Annotated in this window: 15 protein-coding genes and 1 pseudogene; 3 read left to right on the top strand and 13 right to left on the bottom strand. The window is 38.9% G+C overall.

Annotation, left to right across the window (positions count from 1 at the left end; all coding sequences use genetic code 11):
* Positions 1 to 159: 159 nt before the first annotated feature.
* The gene (gene trhO / locus LIZ98_RS14390; protein ID WP_095142003.1) at positions 160 to 1,131 is read right to left on the bottom strand and encodes an oxygen-dependent tRNA uridine(34) hydroxylase TrhO; all 972 of its coding nucleotides are present in this window, start codon (positions 1,129 to 1,131) and stop codon (positions 160 to 162) included.
* Positions 1,132 to 1,444: 313 nt separating this feature from the next.
* Positions 1,445 to 1,657, bottom strand: coding sequence for a hypothetical protein (locus LIZ98_RS14385; protein ID WP_034767532.1), 213 nt, complete (start codon positions 1,655 to 1,657; stop codon positions 1,445 to 1,447).
* 271 nt (positions 1,658 to 1,928) lie between these two features.
* Here LIZ98_RS14385 and safA point away from each other — a divergent pair, with 271 nt between their 5' ends.
* Complete coding sequence (gene safA, locus LIZ98_RS14380) at positions 1,929 to 2,531, top strand: SafA/ExsA family spore coat assembly protein (RefSeq protein ID WP_227140055.1); 603 nt, start codon at positions 1,929 to 1,931, stop codon at positions 2,529 to 2,531.
* Between the two features lie 310 nt (positions 2,532 to 2,841).
* Here the strand turns inward: safA and LIZ98_RS14375 are convergent, their stop codons facing one another.
* The 5 genes and pseudogenes from LIZ98_RS14375 to LIZ98_RS14355 form a co-directional block, all read right to left on the bottom strand.
* Positions 2,842 to 3,222 carry a PBECR3 domain-containing polyvalent protein gene (locus tag LIZ98_RS14375; RefSeq protein WP_108897407.1) on the bottom strand — a complete coding sequence of 127 codons (381 nt, stop codon included), beginning with the start codon at positions 3,220 to 3,222 and terminating at the stop codon, positions 2,842 to 2,844.
* Between the two features lie 412 nt (positions 3,223 to 3,634).
* Complete coding sequence (locus tag LIZ98_RS14370; protein ID WP_227140054.1) at positions 3,635 to 5,095, bottom strand: nicotinate phosphoribosyltransferase; 1,461 nt, start codon at positions 5,093 to 5,095, stop codon at positions 3,635 to 3,637.
* Between the two features lie 326 nt (positions 5,096 to 5,421).
* Positions 5,422 to 5,619 (bottom strand): annotated as a pseudogene (locus tag LIZ98_RS14365) (glutathione-dependent formaldehyde dehydrogenase); the annotation flags it as partial.
* Complete coding sequence (locus tag LIZ98_RS14360; RefSeq protein ID WP_227140056.1) at positions 5,607 to 5,708, bottom strand: spore coat protein; 102 nt, start codon at positions 5,706 to 5,708, stop codon at positions 5,607 to 5,609. The gene LIZ98_RS14360 and the pseudogene LIZ98_RS14365, both read right to left, overlap by 13 nt.
* Positions 5,709 to 5,789: 81 nt before the next feature.
* Positions 5,790 to 5,996: a hypothetical protein gene (locus LIZ98_RS14355; protein WP_034767526.1), complete on the bottom strand. Its 207-nt coding sequence runs from the start codon at positions 5,994 to 5,996 to the stop codon at positions 5,790 to 5,792.
* Between the two features lie 152 nt (positions 5,997 to 6,148).
* Here LIZ98_RS14355 and LIZ98_RS14350 point away from each other — a divergent pair, with 152 nt between their 5' ends.
* Both LIZ98_RS14350 and LIZ98_RS14345 read left to right on the top strand, forming a co-directional pair.
* A complete protein-coding gene (locus LIZ98_RS14350; RefSeq protein ID WP_227140053.1) occupies positions 6,149 to 6,349 on the top strand; it encodes a hypothetical protein in 201 nt (66 codons plus the stop codon).
* Positions 6,350 to 6,407: 58 nt separating this feature from the next.
* Positions 6,408 to 6,719: a spore coat protein gene (locus tag LIZ98_RS14345; RefSeq protein ID WP_041845834.1), complete on the top strand. Its 312-nt coding sequence runs from the start codon at positions 6,408 to 6,410 to the stop codon at positions 6,717 to 6,719.
* 244 nt (positions 6,720 to 6,963) lie between these two features.
* On the opposite strand, the gene fni is transcribed toward LIZ98_RS14345, so the two are convergent.
* The 6 genes from fni to LIZ98_RS14315 form a co-directional block, all read right to left on the bottom strand.
* Positions 6,964 to 7,995: a type 2 isopentenyl-diphosphate Delta-isomerase gene (gene fni, locus LIZ98_RS14340; protein WP_227140052.1), complete on the bottom strand. Its 1,032-nt coding sequence runs from the start codon at positions 7,993 to 7,995 to the stop codon at positions 6,964 to 6,966.
* 149 nt (positions 7,996 to 8,144) lie between these two features.
* Positions 8,145 to 9,251, bottom strand: coding sequence for a phosphomevalonate kinase (locus tag LIZ98_RS14335; protein ID WP_227140051.1), 1,107 nt, complete (start codon positions 9,249 to 9,251; stop codon positions 8,145 to 8,147).
* Between the two features lie 16 nt (positions 9,252 to 9,267).
* Positions 9,268 to 10,266, bottom strand: a complete 999-nt coding sequence (gene mvaD / locus LIZ98_RS14330) for a diphosphomevalonate decarboxylase (protein ID WP_095142009.1) — start codon at positions 10,264 to 10,266, stop codon at positions 9,268 to 9,270.
* Complete coding sequence (mvk, locus tag LIZ98_RS14325) at positions 10,250 to 11,245, bottom strand: mevalonate kinase (RefSeq protein ID WP_041845838.1); 996 nt, start codon at positions 11,243 to 11,245, stop codon at positions 10,250 to 10,252. Before mvk ends, mvaD begins: the two co-directional genes overlap by 17 nt.
* 31 nt (positions 11,246 to 11,276) lie before the next feature.
* Complete coding sequence (locus LIZ98_RS14320; protein WP_095142010.1) at positions 11,277 to 12,632, bottom strand: tripartite tricarboxylate transporter permease; 1,356 nt, start codon at positions 12,630 to 12,632, stop codon at positions 11,277 to 11,279.
* Positions 12,633 to 12,902 carry a hypothetical protein gene (locus LIZ98_RS14315; RefSeq protein WP_034767503.1) on the bottom strand — a complete coding sequence of 90 codons (270 nt, stop codon included), beginning with the start codon at positions 12,900 to 12,902 and terminating at the stop codon, positions 12,633 to 12,635.
* Between the last annotated feature and the right edge of the window lie 316 nt (positions 12,903 to 13,218).

Below are 13,218 nucleotides of genomic sequence, written 5' to 3'. Positions count from 1 at the left end.
AATAAAACTAATCCCAAGTTAATTGCTTGTATTTTTATACTTTCTTATACTAAAAAAAACGGCTTATCCGGGCCACGGTTCTCCATCCGCAATCATCCTATATTTTTTTAAGGTTAAAAAAACAGCTTATCCCCTTCCTGCTAGGGATAAGCCGCTTTCTTATACCGTTGCTTCTTTTTTCCTGTCGTATTCCTCACCAATTGCAGCTAGTCTTTCTCGTATTTGTTCTTCTGTCAACCCATGTTCTTTTACATACAAGTTTCTCGGATGAACCCGGCACTCATGGGAACAACCCCGTAAATATTTATGTTCATTTTCCTCAGAGCAGAGAATTTGTTTGTTACAGTCTGGATTGGCACAATTAACATAACGCTCGCACGGCTTTCCGTCAAAATAATCACGACCAACGACGACATGTTCAACTTGATTGATCGGGACACTAATCCGCTCATCAAAGACATAGCATTTGCCATCCCACAGCTTTCCCTTTACCTCAGGGTCCTTTCCGTACGTAACAATTCCACCGTGAAGCTGATATACTTCTTCAAATCCTTCTTTTTTCAGCCAACCGGAAAATTTTTCACAACGGATTCCCCCGGTACAATAAGTCAAAATCTTCTTCCCTTGAAATTTTTCTTTATTTTTCCGAATCCAGTCAGGTAATTCACGGAAGGCTTTAATGTCCGGACGAACTGCCCCACGGAAATGACCTAAATCATATTCATAATCATTTCTGGCATCGATAACAATTGTATCGTGATCTTGCAACATTTGATAAAATTCTTTTGGTTTAAGATAGTTTCCCGTCAATTCAGTCGGATCAATATCTTCATCTAAACGGAGACTGACAATTTCCTTTCGATGGCGGACATGCATCTTTTTAAACGCATGGCCTTCAGCTTCATCAATTTTAAATACCATATCACTAAAGCGGGGATCTTTTCTTAATGTATCCATATAAAGATTCGTTTGTTCAACCGTACCCGATACCGTCCCGTTGATTCCTTCATGAGCGATATGAATTCTCCCTTTAAGTCCTAATTCCTTGCAAAACTTCAAATGCTCTTGTGTAAAAGTTTCCGGGTCTTCAATCGGAACATATTTATAATAAAGCAATACTCGATAGTCCATTTTGTATTACGCTCCTTACCTAATAATAAATCACTGTTAATCATTTTAACACAGTTTATATGTTGTTTATAACTATATGAACTTAAAATCTAAGGAAGATTTTCCCTGTTCCATCATCTTTGTTGTGATTGAATACGGGAGCGTGCACAAAACTTGGCACCATTTGTTTTTAGCAAAAATAATGGTGCATAGTGATTAATTGGGTAATCCTTCATATTACAACTTTACGGGGCCTGTAACAGGTAGTTTAAATAAAAAAACCACTATACAATGATGGGTCACCTGTTTGTACAGTGGAAATCAAATTTTACATTTAATTATAGGTCCGAACTAATTTTAACTTTCTTCTTTCCTTCATCTTTGCCTTTTCATCTTTCCAAACAATATAGAAGAGAAAGAAATTAATACCACCGGCTAACAATAGCCAAGAAACAAGCAGGACTTCACCCTTTATAATCGATCCGAGTACACAAACGGTACAAAGTAAGCCGACAATGAAATAAAATCCTATCAATACTTTACCCATTTCGCTCCCCCCCTGTTCATCATTTTTACAAATTTTTTAACCATAGTTCAAATTTTATTCAATTAATGTTCACAAAATGTTCATATATTATTTTATTCTACAATACCAGAATTTGAAAGGGTTTTCAACTAGTTGAAGAAAAAATTTTTTGACAATTATCGACTACGGAATTTTTGAAAGGCAAAGTTTTTCCTAATTTCTCCTTTCTATAAGGGAATTTCCTTATTTTTAAAAAAATAAAAGGGAACATTATATCCAGGAGGTGAACATGATGAAAAAACTGATCATTACGTTTCTAACATTATTTTTGATTTTTCCTTCTATCGCTTACGGTCAGACTACATACACAGTTCAACCCGGCGACAGCATGTGGAAAATTTCTGTTCGGTTTCAAGTAGGGCTGAGTGAACTAATCAGAGCAAACCCGCAAATTAAAAATCCGGCTCTCATTTACCCAAACCAGAAGCTAACGATCCCCCAAATTTCGGAAAAAAATGTTGAGGCCCAAGTCGTTCAATTGGTCAATCAAGAGCGGGCAAAAGCCGGTTTAAAGCCACTTATCCATAACTGGGAACTATCGCGAGTAGCCAGATATAAAAGTATGGATATGAGAGATCGCGGGTATTTCTCTCATAATTCACCAACATATGGGAGTCCGTTTACAATGATCAATAACTTTGGAATACGTTTCCGCGCTGCCGGTGAGAACATCGCTCAAGGACAAGCAACCCCTCAAGTGGTCGTTACTGCTTGGATGAACAGCCCCGGACACCGCGCCAATATTTTAAGTACAAACTTTACAGAGATCGGTGTCGGTTATGCTGCGGGAGGTCCCGGAAGACATTACTGGACGCAGATGTTTATTAGGAGATAGTGATTTAGAAGCGGTTGTACAACTATTTTCAAGTTGTACAACTTTAATTTTATGGGATGTTCAAACTGAAGATTTATATGTATAAATCCGGTTTGTATCAAAGAAAAAGGGGTGAACGAACGGACTTTTTCGTTGACTTGTTAAAACTTGTTTTATATAATAAGTATAGAAATTAAGTTGCAGTCATAAACTAATATACAGGATTTTAGAGGATGGAACAGGCAGCCATCGCCCTTGTTGGAGATGTGGGAGGGTCACCCCACCTAAGTCCTGTAACGAAATACCGCCATAGCATAAAAGCTATGGCTTTTTACTTTCTCTTAAACTTTTTCAATGTACCTGCAGATTGATAAACGTTAAATTTTTCATCAGTAATTGTGTAGATAGAACGAGCATAACAAATACCTCGAGCACTGGCCCTTAAAGCTACCAATACATTTTCTTGTTTTTCCTCATCATAGTAAATTTTGATGTATTGGATTGAGTCTTTTCTCGGGTGTTTAGCAACATAATCCGGATTGTTTAAAATTTCAGGTATCTTTTTTCCATATTTTGCAAAAACTTCCGGATGTTCCTTCTTCATATGCTCAATATTTGTTTTTCCCAAAAAAATGGGAGTATCTGGATCGAGTGATAACCTCAAGATTGAAATTACTGCATCATCTATTTTCCCAACCTTCCCTGGTTTCAATAAATTTCCCCTGCCTTGACCAAATTGCGTATTTTAAAAGAACGTATTTTATATTATAAGTCTTGTAATCTATTTATATTATGCCGAAAAATGGTAATAGAATAGTTTATTCCTTTCATATCAATATTATTCTTAATCAACTTAACCTTTTATCTAACTCCTTTCAATAAACCAAAGAAAATACTATTGTTGATCAATATCTCTATGAATATCCCCCATTAGTTCTTTCATATGGATTATGTACTACTCAAGTGAATTTTATAATTATTGCATCTTTTATTGTTTTAACAGGGATATTAAAAAGGTGTCAAGAAGAAAGGTTAGGTAAAATCGGACTACTGTATGAATCCGGTTTGTATCAAAGGAAAAGGGCTCCATCTTTGGAAGCCCATCTTTCATATGATTTGTTGATCTAATATTTCAATTTCGCTACTTTTTGCCTTACTTTTTCAATATTAGCCATCTTATTATCCCAACACGCTTGGCTCAAGTCAACCGGATATAGCGTTGGATTTAAAATTCGTTTATATTCATCCCACAGCAGATCAAGATTTTTCTTTACATAATTTTGGATTTCCTTAATCGTCGGCAATTCATAAACGAGCTTACCATCCACGAAAATATTTTTATGCAAATCAACTGCTTCAAAATTAGTCACATATTTACTAATAAACGTATGTACCGGATGAAACATTTTTAACGGCTCTTCCTCTTGCGGATTTTCCCAGTCTAAAGTAATGTAATCTCCTTCTGACTTGCCATTTTGTTTATTAATAATCCGATAAACTTTTTTCAAACCGGGTGTTGTTACCTTCTCCGGATTCCCGCTTATTTTGATCGTATCGATTAATTTACCGTCTTCTTCAATCGCAACGAGTTTATACACAGCTCCTAACGCCGGTTGATCAAATGCTGTGATCAATTTCGTACCGACACCCCAACTATCAATTTGTGCACCTTGGGCTTTTAAATTAATAATTGTATGTTCATCCAAATCATTAGAAGCGAATATTTTTGCTTCCGGAAAACCGGCTTCATCAAGCATTTTTCTTGCTTTCTTAGATAAATAAGCCAAGTCGCCACTATCAATACGAATTCCGACAAAACGAATTTGATCCCCTAATTCTTTGGCCACACGTATTGCATTCGGTACCCCGGATTTTAACGTATCATACGTATCAACAAGAAAAATACAATTTTTATGAGTGCTGGCATATTTATGAAAAGCGGTGTACTCATCATGATAAACTTGAACCATGGAATGTGCCAGTGTACCCGAAACCGGAATACCAAATAATTTTCCTGCCCGCACATTACTTGTTGAATCACAGCCACCGATGACTGCAGCCCTTGCTCCCCAAATTGCGGCATCCATTTCTTGCGCCCGTCTTGTCCCGAATTCAGCAACCGGTTCATCCCCAACCACTTGCTTAATTCGAGAAGCCTTGGTGGCAATTAATGTTTGATAGTTCACGATGTTTAACAGGGCGGTTTCAATTAATTGTGCTTCTGCCAAAGGTGCCTCGACACGGATAAGCGGTTCATTGCCAAAAACGATTTCACCCTCAACAACCGAACGCAAGGTTCCCGTAAATCGAACTGTTTTAAGATACGTTAAAAAGTCTTCCGGATATCCTATTTCCCGTAAATAGGCTAAATCACTCTCGGTAAATTTGAAGTTACTTAAATAGTCGATTACTTTTTCGAGTCCGGCAAAAACAGCATACCCGTGTCCAAACGGCATTTTACGAAAAAAAACTTCAAAAACCGCTCTTTTATTATGGATACCGTCTTCCCAATAAGACTGCACCATATTGATTTCGTACAAGTCGGTATGTAATGCTAAGGAATCATCGGTGTATTTTCTATTCACCTTGTTTACCCCCAATTTACTATTTGTTCACAGTTTCTCAAAAGTCTTTACTTTTCATTCGTAATTATATTATACCATCATTATCCATTATCTCTACAATTGAAATATGAATAAAAAAATTTGAGTGTTTGGGCGTTAAGGCAAAGCAGAGCCGTAGTTCACCAAGAAGTTTTTTTGGTTGCTATGTAAAAAAAGACATGCTTATTCAACAGTCAAGCCTATGCTTTCGAAGCTTTCCTTGTGCACTTTTTCACTTACCGCAACAAGCTCTTAATGTATAAGAAAAAGATGCCTAATGGGTTGGACATCCTTTTGGTAAAACAATATTAAGGTTTCAAAAGAACTTTTATACAGCCATCGGTTTTTGTATCAAATACCTCATAACCATGTTCGGCTTGATCGATCGGAATAACATGGGTGACAATATCAGCCGGGTTAAACTCCCCTTTTGCAATGAGATTATATAAGTAAGGCAAATAATGGATGACCGGTGCTTGACCGGTACGGATACTTACATTACTTTCAACTTTTTTCTTAGCTCCGGATTTGCAGTTTCCGTAATCGCAATCGCATAATTTCGCACACCGGTTTTTACTGTTGTTAAAAATTCCATCGCGATCGCGGAATCCATTTGATCAGGCATTCCAACCGCATTGATCGGGTCTAAATAATCTTGTAACATGTTTTTTCACCTCTATTGTAATTTTGCATGGAGATAGGAATCTTGAAGTTCTTTTATATGTTTCATTGTCATTTGGACATCTTTTTCCATTAATGCCCGTAAATCTTGATCAAAGACAACACCTTGCATGAGTTTTGACTTCAGTAAACAGACGGTCTTGAAGTTGAGAATTTCATGCGTATCCATCGTTTCATGAAAAGCTAACTGTTGTTCAGTCATTGTCTTCACCTCTAAACACATTTTTTTCTAGTATGGAAAATTGAACATCTTTTCATCAGTTGAAACATTTACCAAACTCGTCAAAAATTCCTATGTATGAGAATCGTTTTTTTGCAACATAGTATGAAAAAGTTTGTTTACGAGGTGGGAATATGAATAAATTTTTAGCCCTTCATGAAACATTGGAACTTCATGAACTGTTAACCTTCAAATCGCTATGCTTATCAAAATCAACTTTGATGTCCGGACTGGTTCAGGACGAGGAATTAAAAACAATTTTACTGAATGATGTTAAGGCCGGGGAAGAAGGTGTAAAACGTTTAGAAAACTTGATTAGATGGGATGGGCAGTAAAGATATTGAATCTTTCAGCCTATTCAAACACGTTAAATGGAGTTAAGGTGGTGAGAAAATGCTTGAGTTTCTTAAAAACATGATGGGGATGAAGGGGATGACCGATCAAGTCATTGCCACGGATTTTCTAATTTCTACAAAATCAGGGGTAATCAATACCGCTTTAGCACTCACAGAATCAGCGACACCGGAATTACGGGCGGAATTGGAAAATCAATTATTTCAAGCAATTGATACTCATGAGCAAATCAGTGACTATATGATTGCAAAAGGTTATTATCATCCTCGGTCATTAAAAGACCAATTACAAATCGATGTCCAAACAGCCAATACAGCAACAAGCTTGGCGAAATCAAAACAAAATTCGTGAAAACAGCTATTTGGGATTACCCTGCATAACTGCAAGACTTTAGAAGGACCCTGTAGACTTAGTTTCTACAGAGGTCTACTAGCTGTTGCTAAATTCCAATAGTCGTTTCCGCCAATTCAACAATAAAACCCAAATTTTCATTAAGAGGTGTACGGAATTCTGCAGTTCGTACCCGGAATTCTACAGTACACCCCTGATATTCAATAGGAAAGGAACTGAATAGCCTTTTTACATTTTTGTTTTATTATCGAGTAAAAAGCACCCGATTGGTTTCCCTTAATTCCTTTATATTGGCAGCTCCTATTCCAAACATCGCCATTTGTAATTCCAGTTCTCGTGTCGCCATGACTTCCATTACGGCTTCCGGTGATTCAGTCGCTTGTTTTAAAATCGATCTGGCAATGCCGACATGATTAGCCCCGAGCGCAATCGCCTTTGCTGCATCGACACCGGTCCGAATGCCACCGCTTGCAATGATCGTTTGTTCCGGTAATTGTTCCCTGACGGACATAATACATTCGACCGTAGGAATTCCCCAATCACTGAATGCCTCTGCAGCTTCCTTCTTTATTTTTTCTTTGGAACGGAATTTTTCTACTTGACTCCAAGAAGTTCCCCCCGCTCCGGCTACATCAATAAAAGACACACCGACTTCGGTTAACCGTTTTGCTACATCGCCGGCAATCCCCCAGCCTACTTCTTTCACACCGACCGGTATATTCAAACCGGAACATAATTTTTCAATTTTTCCAAGAAGGTCTTTAAAATTCGTGTTTCCCTCTTGCTGTATAACCTCTTGAATACTATTCAAATGCAGGACAAGAACATCGGCATTAGTAATCTCAATAATTTGCTTACATTCATCGACACCGAAACCATAATTGAATTGAACCGCACCTAAATTTGCAACAATTGGAATATCGGGGGCATATTTTCGTAATTGAAAAGAAGCACGATGGTCTTTACTTTCAATTAGTGCCCGAGTAGAACCAAGCGCCAGCACCCATCCCCGCTCTTTAGCAGCAATCGCCAAATTCCGGTTAATCGTCTCTGCCATCTGAGCCCCGCCTGTCATGGAACTAATTAAGAACGGTGATTTAACCGGCTTCCCGAAAAAACTTGTAGCTAGCGAAATTTCTGCAAAATCAATTTCCGGCAAGGCGTTATGAATAAAACGAACGGACTCAAATCCGGTGGTAATTGATGTTCCGGTTACTTTTTCATTTAAAACAATTTTTATATGTTCAGATTTTCGCTGATTGATCTCATGAGACACACCAATCACCCTCTTTCCAATATATTTATTTCAAAACTACTCAAATGGGCGGGCTCCTGTATACATCCGATTTGTCCAACTAACAATCAGATTTCAAAACTATTCAGATAGGCCGGCTCCTGCATACGTCCAGTTTGTCCCGCTAACAATCAGATTTCTGCTGGATCGGCTCCCTGTTCAGAAATTTGTAGTGACAAAGGGAAAATGCCTGACTTCTTCCATTCATCGGTAAGCGCTTCAAGCAATCCATCGTTTTTTACCAGCGCAATACCGCAGTCGCCACCTCCTGCTCCTGACGACTTGCCACCTCCGTATTTATTGGCAATATCGATTAATTTTTTCAGCTCCTTTGTTTCAATCGCAAAAGAAACATGTTCACCGAGTTTTTGTAAGGCCATTCGATTTTTCTTGATCCCATCAATGACACCTTCCACACTCTTTTGCAAAAAACTTTCCAAGATACGGGTAACAGCATCCGTACTTTCCTTTAAAAAACGTTTATAAACAGGAGGGTTGTCATTTCGTATACGTTGAACCGTCTTTACCATCGATGCCGTTGATGCCGCCTTTTTCGTCCAACCGACAGCAAGATGCATCTCAATAGGCGGCGTTAGCCTTTCTATATGAAGACCCGGCCAGTCCATTTTCAACAAATCGCTTAAACTTGTCCCTTTTTTTAATTCTTGGTTCAACCATTCCGGACGAAACATTCGATAATACAGCCATCCTCCATAGGTTGACGCGGCAATATCGGCACAAGAGCCATTCCCTTGTGTTTGATAATTAGCAATGGCGGATAATTTATAGATCCATTCCTTTGTCGGTCTAATATTTTCCAACTTATAAAAATTTAACAAAGCCGTGATTACCGTAACAACAATCGCAGCACTCGAACCTAAACCGAATTTCTTTCCGGAATCATCGTCAAGTTCACTTGTTACTGTCAATCGAAACGGCCGAGGGAGGGTCCCGTTTTCCTTCAACAATTGATAAAAAATAGATAAAGCATTTTTTACAAAAACTAATTTTTCATCTTCTTGATTGAAAAGGACTTGGCCATCTTGCAAATTAAATTGAATATCCGGAAAACCGATTTGCGGAAGAGAAATGGTATGAATCGAGTCTTCCTCAATAGTTCCTTTCATATATCGATTAACAGCGATTACGATTGCAAACTGATTCGGCTCAAGCACGGCATATTCTCCGGCAATAAATAATTTGCCGGGAACTTTCACATGAATAACCGATTTTTCCATATATCATCTTCCTATCTTAACAAACATCCGCTTCTCCAGTAGGTAAAATAGTAACCCCCGGACCGGGATGACAGGTGAAAATCTTTTTAACAGAAGGGATTTGCTTTAATTGATCATACACTTTTTGCTCATCTTCCGGCAAACAAAGTACTTTCACATTCGGGCCGGCATCCATGGTAAAATATGCCTCTATTCCTTGTGAACGTATATTTTGCACTGCTTCCATCACTTCCATGGTCGCACTTTGCCAATAATAAAACGGCGGATTTGCTCCTAATGTTGTTGCATGCATTTTTAGCGCGTTTCTTTCAGCGATTTCACCAAGCAGAGTAAAATCACGGAGCTCAAGTGCATGTTTCAATTCTGATAAATCATGCTCGACCGTATCTAACCAGCCTTGGTAAAAAGGGGAAGTCTCTACTGTCCGCTTCATGCCGGCACGACTTAGTACTTTTTTTCTATTCGTGGCTACCATAACAGACAAAACGGCTATTGGAAAATCATCTTCGTGCAAAATCGGAACGGCAAAAGAATCAGAGCCGTCTTCCTTCACCCCTTTTTGCCATTCAACAAAGCCGCCATAAATGGAACGGCAGGCTGAACCGGACCCAAGGCGGGCAAATTGGGATAATTCCTGTGGGTGTAAGTTCAGACCAATGGCTTTTGTAGCGGCAGCGGCCAAAGCAGCATAACCCGATGCGGATGAAGCAAAGCCGGCTGCTGTCGGGACATGATTTTCAGAACGGACCACAGCAAATAGATGTTTTTTCGCGAATTTTCTAATTGCCCTCAAATAGTTCGAAACTCTCTCTGTATCCGTATGATCAGCCTTTTCACCATTTAAAAAAAATACATCTTCTGTCAACTTTTCATCAAACTCCACAGTTGTAACGGTATAAAATGTATCAAGTGTAACCGACAAGCTGCTATTCATGGGTAAAATCAACGACTCGTCCCGTTTTCCCCAATATTTAATTAATGCGATATTCGTATGGGCCTTAGCGGTTGCTTTCAATGTTTTCACCCCATTCTTCACAGGACAGTTGTTCGCTGTCTTGTTCCACTTTAAAAAACCATGTCTCCGTCGCCCCGGCTTCACGTAACCTTTTACATAGCATCGATGCGTGGTCCCCGTTTTCGGCTAACGCGATGATGCAACCTCCCCGACCGGCACCCGTCAACTTTGCACCAAGGGCACCTTCATTTTTTGCCACGTTTACCAAATGGTCAATAGGTTCATCACTAACGCCTAAGTTTTTAAGTTCAATCTGTGCTAAATTTAACAATTCACCTAATCGCGACAGGTCCCCTGCCATCAGTACATCTTTCGTTTCTCTCGTATATAAACCTAATAAATGAATCGAATGCTCGATATGCTTCGGGTCTTGTTTTCGTTTTGCTAAAATACTCGCCACTGCAAGTTTTGTATTCCTAATTTCGCCCGTATCGGCAACAACAAGATAAAAAGGTTTTTGGATGAAGAGCGGTTTTGGCATAAAGCCTTTTTGAAACAAAATCGGAACATCGCTAAACACCGTTTCCATATCAATACCACTCGGATTTCCATGAGCATATTTTTCAGCAATATTACCAAGTGTCTTTAATTTTGTTTTTGTCAGTGGAGTTGCAAAATAATTGGAAAGCCCGCGTACGATCGCCATGGCTGTTGCAGCGCTGGAACCAAGACCTCGTGCGATCGGAATATTAGATATTAGTGTTATCTTTAAATTTGCTTGTTTTTGTCCTAATTCCAATAAAGTTTCATTGATACATAGGGCTAGCCCCTTCATACGTTCAGGAATTCGTTCAAGTGGACCTGTATATTTTTCACTTTCAAATAAAATCTTACCATAAGAATGCTCAACGATACAGGTTGCCGATAACGTAGGAAAAGGAAGAGCAATCGCCGGCTCACCGTAAACAACCGCATGTTCTCCGATTAAAATGATTTTACTGTGAGCTGTTCCGACTGCACGTTTCTCTGAATGATGCAATACAATTCCCTACTTTCAAAAGGATTCTCCGCTACCCGGCTAAAACGGATACTAGCCATGGTGCAGAATATAACACCATAAATTGTACACCAAAATTAACTCCATAGCGACTTAAAGTGCCGGAAACAATCCCGATTAATAAAACACCGGCAATATTTAGCCAGCCTGCATCCATAAATGCAAGCAAGAAAACAAGGGCAACAAATAATCCCAAAATGGCTTCATGGGGAATCCATTTAAAGACAAAGGCACAAATTTCATTGGCGTATTTAATAATAATGACATATGTGAAAAATAAAGAAATACCTACACCTATGAAAATCGCCCAAAGAAAATCAGTGAACGATAAAATATGATGCAAATTATGATCCAATGTGAATACAGGCGGTGCATTGAACAACGGATTGGCAGGGCCGAGTGCCACGGAAGAGAGCGGAAAACCTAAGGCAATCAACGGGATTAGTGACCCGGCAATATAGGTAGCATTTGCCAGAGCCTCCATACAACTAATGGCAAGGGAGGATCTTTTCACTGGTTCTTTTTCTTGTTTTGAAAATAATTCGCCAACAAGCGTCGTCACTCCAACCGCACTGAACATAAATGTAATGGTACCGAAAAGCGATGCAATTGAGCTCATCCCGACTTCCTTTTTTGTTAAAATTTTAAATGGGTTCGGGAATCCTTTCTCTTTTGCTGATTTTTTTAAAATAATTTCTTTATGATGATGGCGGATGAGTTGTTTTCTTCTTTCTTTACTTAATAAGTCAAGCAATGTAACAATGACAGGACCAATGGTAATACCAAGAAAAAAAGAGATAAACACATTTTTATTTTCCGGTACAATTCCAAGGTCCCAATATAAGTGTCTTAGTCCTTGTATCAGTAAAGCAAAGGGGATGATGATGATCAAAGACAACCAGCGATTCGTTGAAAGTAATGCCAATAAAACCGCCCCGGCAAACAAAATCGGATTGGCATACTCATTGATCCGTTCAGCAAAAGGAACTAATACACTTGCCAATAATAAACTGACCGGAACAGAAACGAGGGTGCCGATTACGGAACCGGACATCATTTTCTTTATACTCGTTTCTGATTGTCCATATTTTTTTAAAACAAGGGCATGCTCAACCATTGGTGTCGCCATCACGCCACCGGGTATCCCGGCAACGGCTACCGGCACCGAATCGGTTAATTTATGAGCAATAACCGCAGCCATATAAAAGGTAAGGACGACAATTGGTTCAACACCGGCCAAGACAATGGCTAACGTTATCGGCGCAATCACTGCCGTTTCATCTGTACCGGGGACGATGCCAATAATTGTATAAATTGCCGTACCGAGAATGGCGGCAATAAGCATTTGTATAAGTAGATTTACATCCATCTATTTACCTTCCTCTGTTTCGATTAAATTCCGTTTTGGTTTTATGATAACACTGCAAATAATAAACCCTATTAATGCACCCGACAATCCAAAGAATAACGGTTTAGGCGGATCATTCGGAGCCAGTAAATAAGCCCCGAGGGTCATGATACTGCAGATAATGAAAGAAATCACCAGGTCTTTAATGCTTACAAAATCCTCCCACACTTCCACATATTCGGAATGGTCCTGTGTTTTTTGGTAAGTTGGATCGGCTTTTGATTTTGCCATGTGCATCTCCTTTCCGGAAAAACATACTGCTTCTTTTGGTAGTTTCAGTATTTTCCACTATTTGTATACAGCTCGTTTAAAGCCACTTCCATTATAGTGATATTGATAATCGTTTTCAATTATTTATTACAGAAAGAGCCGGGTATTTTGGGCTAAACTATTTGGGGGAAATAAAAAGCACAAAAATGTTCTTGAGACACGCTCTATTAGACAATTTTACATATAAAATGCACCAATTTGTCCATGAGACTCGTTCTATTGGACATTTTTTCGAATAAAATGCAGCAAACTGTCCATGACAACCTCTCTATTAGAC

The sequence above is a fragment of the Caldibacillus sp. 210928-DFI.2.18 genome (assembly GCF_020554505.1).
Lineage (GTDB): Bacteria > Bacillota > Bacilli > Bacillales > Caldibacillaceae > Caldifermentibacillus > Caldifermentibacillus hisashii.
This window is presented reverse-complemented; position numbering and strand designations above follow the sequence as displayed.

Bases quoted from the DNA above. Each gene is read 5' to 3' on its own strand.
- trhO (WP_095142003.1), bottom strand. From the start codon at position 1,131: ATGGACTATCGAGTATTGCTTTATTATAAATATGTTCCGATTGAAGAC.
- LIZ98_RS14345 (WP_041845834.1), top strand. From the start codon at position 6,408: ATGCTTGAGTTTCTTAAAAACATGATGGGGATGAAGGGGATGACCGAT.
- LIZ98_RS14350 (WP_227140053.1), top strand. From the start codon at position 6,149: ATGAATAAATTTTTAGCCCTTCATGAAACATTGGAACTTCATGAACTG.
- LIZ98_RS14360 (WP_227140056.1), bottom strand. From the start codon at position 5,708: ATGGAATTTTTAACAACAGTAAAAACCGGTGTGCGAAATTATGCGATT.
- LIZ98_RS14315 (WP_034767503.1), bottom strand. From the start codon at position 12,902: ATGGCAAAATCAAAAGCCGATCCAACTTACCAAAAAACACAGGACCAT.
- LIZ98_RS14335 (WP_227140051.1), bottom strand. From the start codon at position 9,251: ATGGAAAAATCGGTTATTCATGTGAAAGTTCCCGGCAAATTATTTATT.
- LIZ98_RS14355 (WP_034767526.1), bottom strand. From the start codon at position 5,996: ATGACTGAACAACAGTTAGCTTTTCATGAAACGATGGATACGCATGAA.
- LIZ98_RS14320 (WP_095142010.1), bottom strand. From the start codon at position 12,632: ATGGATGTAAATCTACTTATACAAATGCTTATTGCCGCCATTCTCGGT.
- safA (WP_227140055.1), top strand. From the start codon at position 1,929: ATGAAAAAACTGATCATTACGTTTCTAACATTATTTTTGATTTTTCCT.
- LIZ98_RS14385 (WP_034767532.1), bottom strand. From the start codon at position 1,657: ATGGGTAAAGTATTGATAGGATTTTATTTCATTGTCGGCTTACTTTGT.